Origin of the sequence: Mycobacterium gallinarum (genome assembly GCF_010726765.1) — a bacterium.
Taxonomy (GTDB): Bacteria; Actinomycetota; Actinomycetes; order Mycobacteriales; family Mycobacteriaceae; genus Mycobacterium; species Mycobacterium gallinarum.
In genome coordinates, this window is the sequence record NZ_AP022601.1 from 5,541,701 (window position 1) to 5,558,858 (window position 17,158).

The window sequence follows — 17,158 nt, forward strand, 5'->3', positions numbered from 1 at the left end:
ATGTTGATTCCCCGTAAAGTCAAGCACCGCAAGCAGCATCACCCCAGGCAGCGCGGTATCGCCAGCGGCGGCACCTCGGTGAGCTTCGGTGACTACGGCATCCAGGCGCTGGAACACGCATACATCACCAACCGGCAGATCGAGTCCGCTCGTATCGCCATCAACCGGCACATCAAGCGTGGCGGCAAGGTGTGGATCAACATCTTCCCCGACCGTCCGCTGACCAAGAAGCCCGCCGAAACCCGCATGGGTTCGGGTAAGGGTTCGCCGGAGTGGTGGGTGGCCAACGTCAAGCCGGGTCGCGTGCTCTTCGAGCTGAGCTACCCGGATGAGAAGACCGCGCGCGAGGCGCTGACCCGCGCGATCCACAAGCTGCCGATCAAGGCACGCATCGTTACCCGAGAGGAGCACTTCTGATGGCTGTGGGAGTGACGCCGGGCGAACTTCGCGAACTGACCGACGATGAGTTGAAGGAGAAGCTGCGCGAGTCCAAGGAAGAGCTGTTCAACCTGCGCTTCCAGATGGCGACCGGACAGCTGGCCAACAACCGTCGCCTTCGCACGGTGCGCCAGGAAATCGCGCGCGTGTACACCGTGCTGCGTGAACGTGAACTGGGTCTGGCATCCGGGCCTGTAGGTGAGGATTCGTAATGGCTGAGGCAAAAGATCAGGCAAAGGGCAAGGGCCCGAAGCATACTCCGCGCGCCGAGGAGAACCGCGGTCGTCGTAAGACGGTCATCGGCTACGTGGTGAGCGACAAGATGCAGAAGACCATTGTGGTCGAACTCGAGTCCCGCAAGAGCCATCCGCTCTACGGCAAGATCATCCGGACCACCACCAAGGTCAAGGCGCACGACGAGCAGGGCGATGCCGGTATCGGCGACCGGGTGTCGCTGATGGAGACTCGGCCGCTGTCGGCGACCAAACGCTGGCGTCTGGTCGAGGTTCTCGAAAAGGCGAAATAGCTCCGAACGCGAAAGGTCCCCGCGCCCCTCTGGTGCCGGGGGCTTTTCGGTCTTCGGGCGGGCGCAAACTCCGAGCTCAACAGCCGTGCGTTTGAAGAGGGCGGCGGTTTGGCTACACTGCCCCCGGATGAGGCTCGGAACTGATTTCTTCAAGCGCGCCATAGCCATCGGTGTGACCGCCGTCGCTTTTCAAGCGGTCAATTTCGGCACACCCGTCGTACACGCGGCACCCGGTGATGCCGGACAGCTGGCCGATGCGCCGACGTTGAGCTTGACGACGCTGGGCGCTGACACCGACATCGCGCTGTACGGCCTGCAGGGAACACAGACCATCACCGTGCCGGTGCCCAAAGGCCTGACGCCAGGAGCGTTGACCGCAGACGTCGAGTTGCCGCCATACGTTCGGGGTGGAACCCTGATCGTCACCCAGGACCGTCGCACGCTCTCCCGTATCGAACTGCTGGCGGCGGAAAACACGCCGCTGTCGATTCCGTTGACAGGAGCGCGCGTCGTCGACGACACCGTGACGTTCACGGTGCGCAGCCGGCTGTTGCCCGAGGAGGGTGACTGCCTCTATGACTCGACGATTCCGCTGCAGCTTTCCGATGCCGCGATCGACTACACCGGCAAGGAGACGGCGCCGACCATGGTCGCCGACTTCCTGCCGACGGTGCTGGAGAAGATGACGATCTTCGTCCCGCAGCAGCCGACAGCCGCGGAATCCGATGCAGCCGTTCAGATGACGACGGCCGTGGTCGATCGATATGGCACGCAGAACACCGAAATCGACGTCGCGCCGCTGGACGACGACGCGGCGGTGCCGCCGTCGGCTCCGCTGGAACGCAATGTCGTCATTGGAGAGGGATCGGACCCGGCTGTTTCGATGCAGAACGGCGATGGCGGTGTTCCGGCTCTGCAGATCACGGGTGAGGCGGACGATCTGGCGAACCAGGTTCGACTGCTGAGCAGTGACCTCTCCGAGCTGGCGTTGTCCGCGAAAGTGGGTACCGGGCAGATCAACTCGACACATGAGCCGCCTGCCAGCCCGGCCACGATGAAGGATCTCGGCCAGTCCGGCGTGAGTGCGACGGCATTCAAACCGCAGGTGGCGGTCGGCCTCGACCAAACCCGTCTAGGACAGGCCATGCAGGACCTGCGCGTGCAGTTGAAGGGGTCGTACACACCGCTGCCGTCCACGGTAGGTGGGCAGGTGTTGGTTTCGATCGACGGTGAACCGATCGATCAATGGGCGGCCGACGCGACCGGCACAATCGACCGCTCGATCAGCATTCCGCAGTCCGAACTGCGGCGCGACACCAAGCTTTCGGTCGCTGTCGACATCGCGGGCGACGTCGGACGGTGCGGCGACTTCCAACCCGTCACGTTGAAGGTCGACGACGACACCACCATCGAGAGCACTCCCGCGGATCCCCCTGATCCGGCCGGATTCCAGTCGATTCCTCAGGCGCTGATGCCCAAGGTCCAGGTGGGCGTCGAACCGAAGTCGTTTGAGGACACCGCGCGTGCCGTCTCGATCATGGAAGGACTGCAGCGACTCAGCGGGCCACGCCTGGACAGCGAGGTGGTGCCTTTGGACAGTGCGATCGACAGCCGGTCACCGGCCATCCTGATCTCGGCGGACGGCTGGGACAACGACAAAGTCGTTCCGCCGGTGCGCAGTTCGGCGGATGGGACACTCGAGGTCCAGCGTGTCGGTGGGGGCCGCCCGGCGACCCTGAAACTTGATCCGTCGACACCATTCGCATCTCTGCAAGTCGGCCGCGACGGCGATCGGACCGTCCTGTTCGCGACGTCGGAAAGCGCGCCGGAGCAACTCGATTCCCTACTCGACTGGCTGGACGGTGATACGCGTCGGTGGGCCGGACTGGACGGGACCGCGGCGATCTCACTTTCCGACCGCGAGCCGGTGACCGTCGACACCGATGCGGCGGCACCATCGGTCGCTTCCGACGACAGCGACACCAGCGTGTACTGGTGGATCGCCGCGTGCGCGGGATTGGCAATCGGCGGGGGCGGTGTCGCGGTGGCGATGCTCCGACGGCGGCGCGGCTGAAGCCGGCTCAGCCCTTGATCAAGCCGGACTCGAGATAGTCACGATCGGTGTTCACCTGCCATGGGTCGACGTTGGCACCGAAGTACTGAGCCACACTCCGCAGGGCGCTGAGCATGGCGTGGTCCTGGTTGTCGTAGTGGTGCATGCCATTGCGTCCCATCGGGTGTAGAGACGGATGGATGCGACGCAGGTAGTCACGGATGGTGGCGACGCTTTGTTCGCGTGCCGGATCGTTGATCGGATAGGCGAACTGTGAGCGGACGAACATGCAATGGTCGAGGGCGGAACCGTCGACGCCGAGCGTACGGAGGTCCTGTTCGACTATGTCGCCAAGGCTTTCGTTGCTCACCACCCACAGGTCGTCGCTGGGCAGCGTGTAGTACTCGAGGCCGAGGTAAGTGCCGTTCCAGCCCTCGGGAGCCAGTGCGCTCGACCACCGTCGGTAGTTCTGGATCCGACCCACCCGAAACTCTGCACCCGGCGTGTATACCCAGTTGTAGGGAATGTCGTAATGCTTCTTCAGTGCGACGGCTACGGTGATCACCGAGCGGTGCTTGAGCGATGCGGCGATCTCCCGAATGTGTTTCGGCGGTGTGGGTTCCAGGCTTTCGATGAGCAAGCGCAGCGGCATGCTCGAGAACACCGCATCTCCGGACGCGGTCTCGCCGTTCTGTCGCTCGATCGTCCAGGTTCTGCCGACGTGCCGGACGCTTGTCACGTAGGAGTTGAGTGAGGGAACCACGCCGAACCCTTCCAAAGCCTCTGCAGCGGCTTCCCATAGCTGGCCGGGTCCGTACTTGGGGTAGCGGAAGGCATCCTCAGCCCTGGGATCCTCCTCGGTCGGTGCGCGCCAAGAGATCGGCTTGATTCTCTGATTCGCCCAGTCGCTCGCCAGGGTTTCGGGGTCGGTGAGCCACGTCTTGCGAACATAGCCATCGAAGAAGACTTCGTACCAGTGACGGCCGAATTGTTCTGTGCCCCAATCCCGGAAACTCGGAAATTCGACCGTTGACCGTATCCGGCTGCGCAGTCTGGACCACAAGAAGTTCGTGAGGCCGCGGGCACCGCTTCGGAATCCCAGCTGCGAGATCAGATCACGGCCGACAAGTGGGTACCGCACATACCGCCCGTCGACAAGCATGGCTGAACGCCGACGCACCGAGATCCACTGATCCTCGGGAAGCAAAGACCGCCACAGGTCGGAGACCTCTTCACTCCTGGTGAAGAACCGATGACCCCCCGGGTCGACCCGCCAATCGCCTTCGGCGGGCGTGCGCGCGAGGCCGCCGACGTGTGCCGACGCCTCGAAGATGCGCGGTGTCACCCCTCTCTTCGCCAGTTCGAGAGCGGCGGTGAGGCCCGCAGGTCCAGCGCCGATGATCAACGGCTTCCGCGTCGACGCCACGGCGGGCTACCGGCCTCTCAGCTGCGGAAAACGCCGGTGGTCAGCGATGAGATCGTCGATGTCCTGCTCGGTCAGGTCGTTGAGAGGCGTAGACAAGAAGACCAGCTGGGCGTATTGGCTTTGCAGCGGCAGAAATCCGCTCAGCAGTGGCTCCGGGGTGGTCCGGACGACCATGTCCACGTCGTGGATGTCGAATGCGGCGCTGATGTCGCACCCGTCGTGCCGGGCGCGCTGCAGCGCGGTGCGCAGCTCGTCGTAGGCGTCATAGGCCGCCAGGATATTGATACGAAACTCGCTCCCGTGCATCGCGTGTTCCAGATCTTGTGCCGCAGCAACATAATTGTGCGGCAACGCATTTCGATCGCCATGCAACCTGAAACTGCATTTGGCGTTGTCGAAATGGGCGGGAAGCAGCGTCGAAAAGAAGTGAGTGGACGCCGCATACACCGGTTCCAGTTCGGTGCGATCCCGTGCAAGGTTAGCCCGGCTGAGGTTGTACACCGTCACGGTCTGCACACCGTGCCGCTGCAGCGTCAGCAGAATCTCGGTCACCTTCTCCGCGCCGCGGTGGTACGCAACGGACAGCGTTGTGTCGTTGCTCTGTGCCCAGCGCCTCAAGCCGTCGGGAATGAGGCCTACGTGCGCCGGCTCGACACCCACCAGAAAACCCCCACCGACATACCCCCATGCGGAATGTAGCCCAAACTGCACTAGTTGCACAGGCAACTGTGAAAACGCCATTCCTAGACGCCCTGGCAAAGGGATACACGATGGGGACCGCGTCCAAACGCGACAGCCGAGGTCAGTCCTCGGTGGGGCGCAGCACCGCCAGCACGGTGAGGAGCAAGATCTTGAAGTCCAGCAGCAGCGACCAGTTCTGGATGTAGTAGTTGTCCCATTCGGCTCGATCGGCGATCGAGGTCTGTCCTCGAAGTCCGTGCACCTGGGCCCAGCCGGTGATGCCGGCCTTCACCCGGTGCCGCTCGCCGTAGCGCCGGACGTGCATCTCGAACAGTTCGACGAACTCTGGCCGCTCAGGACGCGGACCGACCATGCTCATGTCGCCGCGCAGCACGTTGAGCAGCTGGGGGAGCTCATCCAGGGACGTCTTGCGCATGAACTTACCGATTCGGGTGCGCCGATCTTCACCCTCCACGCCGCCGGGCGCCGCGCCTTCCTGCGGTTCGAAGTTCGCGCCGGCCGGATCCGCGGGACGCATGCTGCGGAACTTCAGACAGCCGAAGACCTTGCCGTCACGCCCAATTCGTTCCTGACTGAAGAAGATCGGCCCCGGCGAACTCAGCTTGACCGCGAGCATCAAAGCGATGAACAGCGGGGAGATGAGCACGAGGCCGAGCAAGGCGCCGGAGCGGTCCACCGCATGCTTGACCGCGAATTGCCACCCCTTCGGATCGACGCGCGACAGCACCATCAGCGGGACGCCGCCCATGTGCTCGATCCTCGTGTTGCTGCCGACGGCATCCATCAATCGGGGCACGACGCGGACCCGCATTCCGAGCTCCTGCGCCTGATGGGCGATCCGCCCCAGCTTCTCGTCTGGCAATGACGATGGCGCGATGATGAGATCTTCGGCGCGCGTGGCACGCTGGGCGCTTTCGAGATTGTCCGCGGTGCCCAGATACGGCACCCCCAGCAGTCCGGCCATCTCCACTTCGCTCGGCCGGGCATCGTCGAGCAGCCCTTCCGGCCACAGACCGTATTCCGGCACCTGCTGCATCCGCGAGATGAGCTGATGGGCCACTGGTCCCGAGCCCACGACCAGCGCCGGAGCCCCCACATGAAACTTCCGCCGCAGCCAGCGGTTCGACACCGACCTGACTAGGCGCACCGCGGGGATCAGGATCGCCGCGCACACCCAGATCCGCAGAACCAGTTCGCTGGGCCGGATGTACGGCACGACGACTCCACCGGTCTCCAGGCGAGGCACGAGAAGCAGCATGACGGTCAAGGTCGCCAGCGCCGCCACCGCAATGGACGTCTCCACCGGTTCGAAATCGTCGAGAAACCCCTGTCCCAACTTCTGTCGGTACAACCGGCGAGTGGAAAGAACGACGATCACGATCGGTACGAACAACCACGAATAGAAGGCGATGTTGCGCTCGTGGACCAAATCGCCGACCCACCACTGGGCCAGAAGGACCGAGATGGCGGCGTAGAGGGCGTCGACCGCGAGGGTGATCGCCGAGTACCACGGGTCAGAGCGAACGCGTTCGAGAAGGCGCGGCGGACCCGTCGCTGCACTCTGTTGAACCGGCGCCGACGCGGCCTGCAATCGCGGCGTGGTGGGTCTGGTGCTAGGCGTGTGGGTCGTCACCCCATGGCACCTAGCTGCATCAGTCAACCCCCGACGTATCGTTGGCAACCGATTTTAGGTGCGCTGCACCTCCCCACGCGGTGGAATGAGCGGGCGACTCAATAAGAAAGCAATTTGCGCACAATAACGACGGTTACGCGCACGTAAGTTTTGGCAGCCTGGTTTGCTGCTTCAGTACGGCTTTGAGCCGAAAATGCGCTCCATCGCGAGCGCCGCCAGATCCGTGAGCACCTGCACGTGGCCGGTTCCCCAGAGTCGCGGTTTGTCGTCGAATACACAAAGGGTGCCGATCGCATGGCCTTCGTGATCGATCAGAGGTATGCCGAGGTACGCCGCGATCGCGCCGCTGCGGACCACCGGATGATTCTTGAACACCGGATCGGCTCGCGCGTCTTCGAGCACCAAAGGAGTGCGGTCCGCCACCGCGTACTGACAAATCGATTGGTCGAGTGTCACCTCGCGGTTTTCGGGCACCGACATATCGCCCATTCCTACGGTGCTCTTGAAGAATTGTCGGTCGGCATCGATCAGGGACACCGCCGAAAACGGGGCGTCCAGGGCGTCGGCGGCCGCCCGCGTGATCCGGTCGTAGACCGCTTCCACGGGAGAATCGAGCAGTCCGGTCTCGCGCAGTGCGGCCAGCCGATCGGGGTCGGCGATGACCGCCGAGACGTCTGGCATCGAATCGCTGTCGAGAACGCCGGTTTGGGAGAGATGTGCAAGCAGGTCCTTCGTCGAAGGCTTCTCGGCGCGCACCTGGTCGGCGACCATCTGGGCGGCCACGGCTCGCATGACGTAGGTGTTGACGTCCTCGCCTGCCTCGCGCGCAGCGTCTTCGAGCGAGCGGTTGAGCCAGTCATCGAACCCCGGCACCGAGTTGGTCACGAAATTAACGTTAGCTGAAAAGAACCGGACCCGCGCATGTCAGAGCAAATATCCGAATGCGCTCAGACTCTTTGCTCAGGTTCGGTCAGCGGCTCATCATCCGGCGGATTCGCGGCGGTGCGTCGCCTGCGTGACCACAGGATCGCCGCAACCACAGCGATCGCTGCGAGCACAGCGATCCCGACGGCGATGGGGATCCATTGATCCACCGACTTCGGCAGCGCCGGCGTCGGAGACGGTTCGAAAACGTTGCCTGTGTCCCGAATGGCGACGTTGGTTGGGACGCGTGCCTCGCCAGCGGCAAGAACGTCCCCGGTGAGCGCGGACCAGCCACCATCCAAGCCGTCGAGGTAATCGAAGAGCGGGTCCACCAGCGACCACGAAGACGTCGACGTGACAAGGACCACCGACCGGTTGCGGGGCTGGTCGGCGAAGGCCTGGATGGATCCGAGACCGTCCTCGATGTTGGCGCGAAGCTCGGTGGGCAGTGCGACATCGACGGCTGTGCCGTCGCCGCCCAGCGGTGGATTCAGCGTCGTCTGCTCGATCGCCTTCGAGTTGGCCACTATGAGCGCGCCGGTGTCGGAATCGGCGGCGGTCTTGAGATCGACGACCTCCGGCGTCAGTTGCGTGCTCGTGAGACGAGCGATCGCGCCGACCACCCGCGCGGCATACGAGAGCTGATCGGGACCGCTGCCGTCCAACGCGACCATGAAGCGGGGGCTGAACTCCGATGGAAAGGCGCCAAACCCGTTGAGCGGGGGCCCTCCCCGCTGCATGGTCAACGTCGATCGCGGATCGACCTGGAAGCTGATGGGCGCGGTCAACGGTCCACATGCTTCGTGTGGCGAGTAGGTGAACGCGAAGTCGAGGTTGACCCCCTGACCGAATGCCGGGCGCTGCAGGTCGAACGTCGCATCGAGAACACCGGTGTTGTCCAGTGCGGTCCGGTAGACGACGATTCCGTTGGACCGGATGACGACACTCGCGGCGTCGTCCTTGGGCACCGGGGTGTAGTCGGCGAGCAAATGGACCTGCACGCTGTCGACTCGGCCCGCGCCCAACGCAGAGCGGTCCACACCGATCGTGAGGCTGCCGGTTCGAAGAACGTCGGTCTTGCCGCTCAAGTTCAACTGGCTGAACGTCAATGTGTCGCCGCTCAGCGGGGTTTCCGATCCCGGTTGGTCGACCCGCGACGCACGTGTCTGCGCCAGCGACTGGAGCTGATTGACGAGCAGCGAGGCCTGGGCCGACAGCTCGTCACCACTACCGGAGATCCGCAGGTATGCGTCCGGGCTTCCGGCCCTTTCGACGGTCAGGCCTGCGGGGCCGCCTGCCTCGACGACGACGGCGCGCGCCAGCTGGGTTGCGGGCGGCGGGGCGGCGCCGCGCGGTTGGGGGACGACCGTGATCGCCATCGGCTGGATGTTGTAGAGGCGCGCGAGAGTGGTGACCAACGTCAGCGCCGTCTGCTGTTCCGCGGCGTCGGCGTCGGCGGGCGCATACATGGTGACCCGCTCCAGCACGGGCGGGAAGAAATTCGCGATCGTGGTTGCCGGCGCCTCGGTGCCGGCGAACACGGTTCCCAGGTCGCTGAGAAACAACTGCTGCAGCGGGCCGCAGAATCCGGCGGCGTTGTTGAGTGGGCGCACAGTGAACGAAAGGTCGATGGTCGATGACCGCACCCGGGCGCCCGTGATGTCGACATCGAAGGGCGTCGTCGCCTGAGCAGCCGCCTTGGGTGGCAGGCCGACCGTCCCCAGAAATTTTCCGTCTCCGTCGCTGATCTCGAGGAACCCGGCATCGATGTTGATGGGAGCGTGGATGACGCCTTGCACTCGGGTCGGAGAAAGCCCCGGGGGTACCGGTATCGCCAAATCAGTTGGGCTGTCGGCGCTGAGATACACCTCCGGTTTCAATCCAAGCGCGGGCCAGTCCAACCTGACCGTCGCCGGGGGCGGCGGATCGGCATTCTCGTCGGGTTGCGCAACTGCTGTGCCAGCCGGTGAAATCGCGAGCACCGACGACAGAATGATCAGTGCCGAAATCAGCGCACGCGCCGCGCAGCTGCGATCAACAACAGCGGCGACCGGGTGCACGGCTCTACCCCCAATTGTTCGAGCTTCGTAATCCCAACAGGGGTTGGACTATACCGGCGGACATCGCAGGCGGATGCGTTATTGGAGGCCCGGAGAAGCCATCTCACGAGTTAGCCAACTTCTACGATTATCACCGTCAAGGCGATTCATTCTGGGATAGCGTGTTACGACTTGCGCGCGCCTGATGAGCTCGCGTGGAAGTGGCGAATGAGGGGGGTATCAGCCGGTGAAGGGTCGCGTTTGACTGTTCAAGAGTTCGCCAAGATTCTGCGTGCCCGGTGGAAGTTAATCTGCGGCACAATTGCCGTCGTTGTATTGGCTGCGGTCGGTTACTCGCTACTCGCCATTCCGCAATACCAGGCCTCGGTGCGACTCTTTGTCTCCACGCCATCCGACGGAACGAACACTCAGACATACGACGGCGGTCTCTTCGCGGAACGCCGCGTGCTCTCATACACCGAGTTGTTGACCGGCGACATCGCGGCTCAGCGCACCATCGACAAGCTCGGCCTCGACATGACTGCGGCCCAACTTCAGGAGAAAGTCGAAGCCGTCGTGCCGGCCGAAACCGTGTTGATCGACGTGACGGTCACCGATTCCTCGCCGACCCGAGCCCGCGACATCGCCAATACATTGGCCGATGAGTTCGTCGTCATGGCGGCCCGATTGGAGACCCCCGAATTGGGGCAGCCACCCAACGCGCGAGTCGTCGTACAGCAGCGTGCCGAGGTACCGAGCAGCCCGGTGAATTCGAAGACGAAACGAATTCTGGCGATCGCCGCCTTGGTGGGTGCACTGCTGGGTGTCGTCATTGCTGTCATACGTGACCGGATGGATGATTCGGTGAAGAGTCCAGACGCGCTGGAAGGGACCACCGGCGTCGGCCTGCTCGCCGACATTCCGTTCGACGCGCAGCGCAGAACACAACCGCTGGTCCGGTTCGAGAGCGATCGCTCGGCGTTCGCCAACGCATTTCGTGAGCTGCGGATCAATCTGCGATTTCTGCAGATCGCCGAGGGACCCCGCGTGCTTGTCATCACGAGCTGCGTTCCTGCTCAGGGCACGACGATGACGGCGGTCAACTTGTCGCTCGCGTTGGCGGACGCCGGCCACAACGTCGTGATCGTCGACGGTGACCTGCGCCGCCCCAGGGTGGCGGCGAGTTTCGACCTTGCCGGGGACGCCGGTCTGAGCGACGTACTCAGCGGTGCGGTCCCCCTACGGGATTCGTTGCAGGAGACCGGTTTCGCCCATCTGAGCGCGCTCACGTCCGGAGCCATCCCGGGTGATCCGACCGAGCTGCTGGAGTCTCGAGCGACCGCGGATGTCCTGGGACAGCTGAGTGGGCAATTCGACTATGTCGTCGTCGACTCGCCGTCTCTACTCGTCAAGGATGCCGCGATTCTGGCGACGAGCGCTCAGGGAGTGCTGATCGTCGCGCGGTCGGGCCAGACCACGCGCAAGCAACTGGGCGATGCGATTCACACGCTCAGACGAGCTGGTGCGCCATTGCTCGGCTCTGTGTTGTCGATGACACGTGCAAAAAAGCGGTCGAAGGGTGACGACTACTACCGCAATCCGGACGCCGGACAGGGCGGGCAAAAGCGCCGCGGCACTCACCAGAAGTGATTGGGCCCGCACATCATGGACCGCTACGGACCACCGCGCGACGGAATCCCCGCCACGTTCGTAGCCTCGGTTCCGAGAAACGCGAGCGCCGCCACGACGCCGCCCGAGCGGTCATTCGGCACGTTCGTTGCGGCCCTTCCGCGCCTGTTCCGCACGGGAGCAACGGATTTCCGGCGTCACGAGTACGCGTTTGCGTTGCTGATCGTCACTGCCATCGGGCTGGTCGTCGTCCCCGACTTGATCACGTATCTGACTGTCGAGCACGAACCGATCCTGCCGCCGGGGGAGGCCACCACCTCAGCGGATCTTCCGATCGCCCAACTTGCCAGTCTGGGCGGATCGGCGCTCCTGCTTGCGCTGAGCACCGCTGTCGTCTTCATGCGTGGCTACCCGAACCGCGATATCACCGGTGTCCTCCTGCTGCTGCTCGCGGTGAACCTGCCCTATCTCGTGAGCCCGAAACTCCCTCCCGTAGTCGACTTTCCGAAGATCGTTCTCGCCAATGTCTTCATCCTTGCGCTCTGGAAAGTGGGGGCACCCGTCGCGGGGCTGAAATGGCTTCCGCTCACTGTCGCGGTGATCGCGGGCTACTCGCTGATCGGCGGACTGCTCATTCCCGACTACGCGATGTACAACCCCAACTCCGAAAAGGCGATCATCCCGGGCTGGGAGCTGGCGGGTCCTTTCGGCCACGCGAACGTGCTCGGGATGTACTGCGCACTCGCGTTTGCGCTCACACCCCTCATCGTCGACCGGAGATGGCGCCTTCTTGTCGGATCTATTCTGTTCGTGACGATGGTGGCCGCAGCGTCGAGAACTGCGCTGATCGCGGCCGGTCTGGTCGCGTTGTGGTGGGTGATCTGCTGGTTCAAATCGTCGAAATCGATCCGGCTTGCCGGGACGGTCCTCGTCAGCGTCACCGCATCCGCAATGTTCGTGTTTCCCTTCCTGCATTGGGACCCGCGCGCTTTCACTGAGCGTGCCCACGTGTGGGCGGAAAGTCTGCGAGTGTGGCAGCAGTCGCCTGCGGTCGGCATGGGTGTCAACTGGTTCCTGGACGATGCACAGGCAATGGGGAACGTCGCCAAGTGGGCGTTCGTGGGGACTGGACACAACGTGGTCGTGGACACCCTGGTGAGATCCGGTCTCATCGGAATTGTCGTGTTCCTGCCTCTCCTCATCGCAGCGGTGGCATCGACTCGTGCGTTGCCTGTGACAAGTCAGCAGATCGCCTGTTTCGGATTTATGATGGCGTTTTTCCTGGGCGCGACAACAGAGGCCAGTTGGGCGCTGCTTCCCAATCTGCAGTTGTTTCCGATCAGTGGACTGGTATTCGCCGTGCTGATCGTGACCAGGCGTGACGCCCAGGTCCCCGACGGACCGCTGTGAGTGCCAAGAAGGCGGTGAGCGTCGTCATCCCGACGATCGGTCGGCCCAGCTTGCGGACAGCTGTGGAGTCGGCGCTCGGTCAAACGGCACCTCCGGTGGAGGTCATCGTCGTCGTCGATGCGGATTGTGAACCCGATCTACCCAACTCGTCAGCCGTCCGCGTGCTGCGAACTTCAGGAGGCGTCGGGCCGAGTCTGGCGAAGCATCTCGGCATCGAGTCGGCGAATGGAGATATCGTTGCGCTGCTCGATGATGACGACGTATGGCGACGGGACAAACTCGAGATCCAGCTGGATGCTGCGCCGCCAGGGGAACAATGGATCGTGGCGTCGCGCTTCTCCGTACACATCGATGGACGTGACCCGATCATCGGGCCGCGCACCCTGATCGGGCGCAATGAACCGGTCGCCCCGTACCTGTTCGAACTCCGTGAGCGACAGGCGTTCAACATGGTTCAGACATCAACGCTCGTGTTTCCACGGGCGTTGACTCAGACGGTGCCGATGTCAGTGGCCGCCGGTTCGATACACGACGACCCGAAGTGGTTGATTCATGTGCGGCGTGCGTATCCGGATCTGCCCATCGTGCAGGTCGCCGAGCCGCTGGTCGACATCGTGTGGACGGCGGCGTCGCTGTCGCGGTCGGGGGTTGATCGCAGTCAGGACCTGATCGATTGGGGCATAGCCGAACTCGGTGGTGAGTCCAAGAGAGTGCTGGGGGATTACCTACTGACCTCGCCGGTCGGTTCCGCACTGGGGGCTGGTTCGCCCCGCGGTATCGCCAGGTCGGTTGTCGCGGCAGTCCGTTACGGTCGCCCGGGCCGGCTGGCATGGGCGAGCGTAGTCAAGTCGATGCTGCGTCTCAGTGGGGGGCGGGCGAGAGCGTTCGTTACTCGCTTGGCCGGCCCTTCGAAGAAACTGTGACTCGATCCGCTCATGGCCTCGTTTCTTCGCAACACAATTCTCGGCTTCGGTTCCGGCGCCGCGGTGGCCCTTGCCGGATTCATCGGAAATGCGATCACCGCTCGGCTGCTCGGGCCCGACCAACTGGGCATCTTCGCCTATGTCGTCTTCTGCGTCACGATCGCCTCAGTCGTCGCGAGCATGGGCATCAATGTGGTACAGCAGAGATTCATCCCGAATCTTCGTGCCGAGCGCAAAGGCGATGAAGCAGAAGGGCTGACCGGCGCGCTCACCCGGGTGTCGATGCTGGCCGCGGTCGTCGGTGGTGCCGCATTGTTCGCCTTTCTGTACTGGCCCGGGCGTGAGGCCACGGAAATGCCTTCGCAGACAACCCAGATGGTCGTGTTTGCGTTAGCGCTCATCTGGTTTCTCTTCTGGAGAATGGCTGAGGTCTACCAGTTCTACCTGCGGGGCGAACAGCGCTTCGGTGAGCTCGCGCGCATCTCGGCGATCTCGGCGTTGCTCAAACTGGCGGTGATTGCACTGGGCGCCTGGTTGTTCGGCATACCCGGCGCGCTGGCCGGTTTCATTGCAGGCAATCTTCTGCCGGCGTCCCGAATCGCCCGGCTGCTGCGGATGAAGCCGTTTGTCGGACAGGTGCTGCGGGGCCAGGTGGTGAAGTTCGCGATGGCGAGCTGGGCGACCGGTGTGCTGGGCGCACTGGTATTCGGCCGAACAGAGATTCTGTTTCTCGAGCACTACACCGGCCTCAGCGCGGTGGGATACTTCACTGCGGCGGTGACGGTGGCTGAGATGGCGGTTCAGCTTCCCCCCCTGCTGCTTTCGGCGCTGCTACCTCGGTTCAGCGAACAGCACGGCCTTGGCGCCCAGGACGACATGCAGCGCCTGTACCGCACCATGACGGCCCTCATCGCGATGTTGATCGTCCCACTATGCGCAGGACTTGCTGCAATAGCGCCGGTGCTGGTGCCGCTGCTGTTCGGTGACGAGTTCCGAGGGGCGGTTCCGGTGGCCTCGGTGCTGCTCATCGCGGCGGCCATAAGCAGCCTGGGCGTCACGACCCTGTATCTGCTCCAGAGCATCGGCAAGGCTGGATTCCTGCTGATGTCGAACGGAGTGGGATTGATCGGCACCATTGTGCTCGGGTTCATCCTGGTGCCTCACTTCGGACTGATTGGAGCTGCCTGGTCCCGAGGCTTGGTCCAGGTATCAGTTGTCCTCATCGAAACCTGGTATGTGACAAGGAAATTAGAGATCTCTCCGCCCTACCGGGCGTTGGGTGCCATAGCTCTCGCCTCGGTAGCGCAAGCCGCCGTCGCCTATGTCCTTTGCCTGGAGTTCGGCGGCCTGGTGGCGCTGCTGATAGCCATACCGGCAGCGATGATCACCTATCTGGTCGCTTTGCGCATTCTCACGGTGACAAGGATCGTGGACCCGGGGCTGCGCGATCGGCTCATCGCCAAGGCGCCTCAGCGGATGCGGCCGGTGATATCCCGAATCCTTTGACGGTGCTCAGTGTGACGCCAGGTCCACCAGTGCATCCGCGGCCGGTTTGAGGCTGAGATCGTGGCGGAGCACGCCGAAGTTCTGCTCGGCGTCCGTGGGATCGGTTCCGCCGTCGACCAATTCATAGTAGATGAGGGGCCCGCCCCAATCCCATTGCTGGACCTGCCGACGTGCCTGAAGCAGCGTCGTGGCTTGTGCGCCGTCGGAGACCGCGTACGGGCCTGTTCCGGTCGGCGCACCGAACTCCGTGATCCAGATCTTCTTCTGGCCGTCCCCGTGGCGCTCCATGACGGCTCGCAGAGCGGGCAGGTCCTTGAACCCGCCGACTGCTCGTTGGGGTGTGTCCATCGGAAGCGCCGGATAAGTGTAGGGATGGACGGCGATGCCGTCGGCGAGTCGTATCGCGCCGTTCTCATAGAGCTGCTCGAGATATGCCGTCGGCGCAATCTCGGAGTCTGGTACATGAAACTTCGGGGCCAGGCCGCCGATGAGTATCGTGGCCCGCTCATCCAATTCGCGTATCGCTTCTGCGGCCACCCAGAACAGCGTGCCGTATTCATTGACGTCGGGTCGGGGTGGCCAGAACTTCTGTGTGTTGGGTTCGTTCCAGATCTCCCAGGTGTGTACGCCGCGGGCCGCGTACCGTTCGGTGACCAGCCGCGCGAAATCCGCCCAATCCGACAGTTGCTCAGGCCGGGTGTGGTGGGCGGTCGCCGGATCACCCGTAGTGGTCGGACGGGCCCACTCCGGGGTGTACGCGAGCACGCCGAGAACCTTCACGCCATGGGCGGCGGCCTCGGCCACGATCGTGTCGGGGTATTCCCAATTAAATTGGCCGCGTTCGCTTTCCGCCACCGACCAGTCGAAATCTACTCTGACCCAGGCCACGTTCATGGCGTCCATGAGGTCAAACTGCTGTGCGATGGTGGCGGCATCGGCGCCCCTCGAATGCATCGTCATCCCGATCTCGACGGGTGGTATCGGCGCTTGGCAGGACAGCGGGATACCCGCGATGAGGACCAGCGATAGGAGACGCGCCACCCGGGCGCGTCGGCCGGTCATCGCAGGATCGCTTGATTGTCGGAGTTGCGGGTGAACGGTCTGCCCAGCACCCCCTCGGTGCGGCCGACGAGCAGGGCGAAGGATTCACGCAAACCGAACTTCTCGGGGTTGCGCACCGGCATCAGAGCCGCCGCCACCAGGTGAGCGCCCTTGTACCACAGCGGATAGTGCCATGTGCGGAGCACATAGCCGTGACCACGTCCGTAGTTCCGTTGCTTACGGCGGCGCTCCCGCGGCGGCAGGTGGGCGAATTCGGTTTGCGCATGGACGTAGATGTCGGGCACCCACTCGACCGAAAAGCCGTCAAGAGTTGACATCCGTAGCAGTAGATCTGGGCCTTCTCCTGACTGCCATGGAGAATCCGCACCCGAACCGAGATTCGGATTGAAACCGCCGGCCGCGACGAACTGGTCACGTCGGAGGATGGTCGCGGGCTCCATGGCTCCCCAGACGGTGCGCTTCGTGAATTTCGTGCCGGGTGTCGGGAGTGGATGCCGTGGGCCTTCCCGATCGATCATCTGGACCGCGCATACGGTGGTCGGAGCCATACAGTGACGGGCGACGCGTTCCAGAAAGTCGGCATCGACCCGATTCGTGTCGTTCGGGAACCAGAGCCACTCGACTTCATCGCCGAGAGCGGCGGCGGCGGCATTGCGCCCGTTCGAGATACCGCGCGCACTCATGACGGCTTTGATGTCGAGCGTGTCGGCAAAGGAGCCGATCAGTGCTTCCAAGTCCGCGGAACCCGCAGGGTCGTGGTGGGCAATCGCCACCGCGGCCGGTCGGTACGTTTGAGCGGCCAAGTCGCCGAGTAGGTTTCGCAGCTCGTCCCATCGGCCCACCGTGGTGATGGCGACGCCGATTCGCACACGGGGCGGGCTCGACAC

General features: G+C 63.6%; 15 protein-coding genes. 8 read left to right on the forward strand and 7 right to left on the reverse strand.

Translation table 11 applies throughout. The annotated features are described in order from the left end of the window. From rplP to G6N42_RS27395, 4 genes are all read left to right on the forward strand, one after another. Nucleotides 1–417 (forward strand): 50S ribosomal protein L16, encoded by a 417-nt coding sequence (gene rplP / locus G6N42_RS27380; RefSeq protein WP_006245113.1) that lies wholly within the window; start codon nucleotides 1–3, stop codon nucleotides 415–417. Beyond that, nucleotides 417–650, forward strand: coding sequence for a 50S ribosomal protein L29 (rpmC, locus tag G6N42_RS27385; RefSeq protein WP_163735458.1), 234 nt, complete (start codon nucleotides 417–419; stop codon nucleotides 648–650). The genes rplP and rpmC overlap by 1 nt, the downstream gene beginning before the upstream one ends. After that, nucleotides 650–964, forward strand: a complete 315-nt coding sequence (gene rpsQ / locus G6N42_RS27390) for a 30S ribosomal protein S17 (RefSeq protein WP_014209140.1) — start codon at nucleotides 650–652, stop codon at nucleotides 962–964. Before rpmC ends, rpsQ begins: the two co-directional genes overlap by 1 nt. A 127-nt stretch (nucleotides 965–1,091) precedes the next feature. After that, nucleotides 1,092–3,038, forward strand: a complete 1,947-nt coding sequence (locus G6N42_RS27395) for a hypothetical protein (RefSeq protein ID WP_163735460.1) — start codon at nucleotides 1,092–1,094, stop codon at nucleotides 3,036–3,038. A gap of 7 nt (nucleotides 3,039–3,045) precedes the next feature. On the opposite strand, the gene G6N42_RS27400 is transcribed toward G6N42_RS27395, so the two are convergent. The 5 genes from G6N42_RS27400 to G6N42_RS27420 all read right to left on the reverse strand — a co-directional run bounded on the left by G6N42_RS27400 (nucleotide 3,046) and on the right by G6N42_RS27420 (nucleotide 9,762). Further along, nucleotides 3,046–4,443, reverse strand: a complete 1,398-nt coding sequence (locus G6N42_RS27400; RefSeq protein ID WP_163735464.1) for an NAD(P)/FAD-dependent oxidoreductase — start codon at nucleotides 4,441–4,443, stop codon at nucleotides 3,046–3,048. A 6-nt stretch (nucleotides 4,444–4,449) separates the two neighbouring features. Continuing rightward, the gene (locus G6N42_RS27405) at nucleotides 4,450–5,103 is read right to left on the reverse strand and encodes an undecaprenyl diphosphate synthase family protein (protein WP_232076374.1); all 654 of its coding nucleotides are present in this window, start codon (nucleotides 5,101–5,103) and stop codon (nucleotides 4,450–4,452) included. Nucleotides 5,104–5,245: 142 nt separating this feature from the next. Continuing rightward, nucleotides 5,246–6,778 (reverse strand): sugar transferase, encoded by a 1,533-nt coding sequence (locus G6N42_RS27410; RefSeq protein ID WP_163735470.1) that lies wholly within the window; start codon nucleotides 6,776–6,778, stop codon nucleotides 5,246–5,248. A 171-nt stretch (nucleotides 6,779–6,949) separates the two neighbouring features. Next, nucleotides 6,950–7,663 (reverse strand): GAF domain-containing protein, encoded by a 714-nt coding sequence (locus G6N42_RS27415; RefSeq protein WP_232076376.1) that lies wholly within the window; start codon nucleotides 7,661–7,663, stop codon nucleotides 6,950–6,952. A 62-nt stretch (nucleotides 7,664–7,725) separates the two neighbouring features. Continuing rightward, a complete protein-coding gene (locus G6N42_RS27420) occupies nucleotides 7,726–9,762 on the reverse strand; it encodes a hypothetical protein (protein ID WP_232076378.1) in 2,037 nt (678 codons plus the stop codon). 240 nt (nucleotides 9,763–10,002) lie between these two features. On the opposite strand from G6N42_RS27420, the gene G6N42_RS27425 reads away from it, so the two are divergent. Genes G6N42_RS27425 through G6N42_RS27440 form a run of 4 tightly spaced genes read left to right on the forward strand, consistent with a single transcriptional unit; the run spans nucleotide 10,003 to nucleotide 15,209 of the window. Further along, a complete protein-coding gene (locus tag G6N42_RS27425) occupies nucleotides 10,003–11,391 on the forward strand; it encodes a tyrosine-protein kinase domain-containing protein (RefSeq protein ID WP_232076380.1) in 1,389 nt (462 codons plus the stop codon). Further along, entirely contained in the window at nucleotides 11,392–12,780 is a 1,389-nt protein-coding gene (locus tag G6N42_RS27430) for an O-antigen ligase family protein (RefSeq protein WP_232076382.1), read from the forward strand. Continuing rightward, complete coding sequence (locus G6N42_RS27435) at nucleotides 12,777–13,703, forward strand: glycosyltransferase family 2 protein (RefSeq protein WP_163735475.1); 927 nt, start codon at nucleotides 12,777–12,779, stop codon at nucleotides 13,701–13,703. Before G6N42_RS27430 ends, G6N42_RS27435 begins: the two co-directional genes overlap by 4 nt. Before the next feature lie 12 nt (nucleotides 13,704–13,715). Next, nucleotides 13,716–15,209 (forward strand): lipopolysaccharide biosynthesis protein, encoded by a 1,494-nt coding sequence (locus tag G6N42_RS27440; protein WP_163735478.1) that lies wholly within the window; start codon nucleotides 13,716–13,718, stop codon nucleotides 15,207–15,209. Between the two features lie 6 nt (nucleotides 15,210–15,215). On the opposite strand, the gene G6N42_RS27445 is transcribed toward G6N42_RS27440, so the two are convergent. Both G6N42_RS27445 and G6N42_RS27450 read right to left on the reverse strand, forming a co-directional pair. Continuing rightward, nucleotides 15,216–16,271 (reverse strand): GH39 family glycosyl hydrolase, encoded by a 1,056-nt coding sequence (locus tag G6N42_RS27445; protein ID WP_163735481.1) that lies wholly within the window; start codon nucleotides 16,269–16,271, stop codon nucleotides 15,216–15,218. Beyond that, entirely contained in the window at nucleotides 16,268–17,158 is an 891-nt protein-coding gene (locus G6N42_RS27450; RefSeq protein ID WP_163735484.1) for a glycosyltransferase family 2 protein, read from the reverse strand. The genes G6N42_RS27445 and G6N42_RS27450 overlap by 4 nt, the downstream gene beginning before the upstream one ends.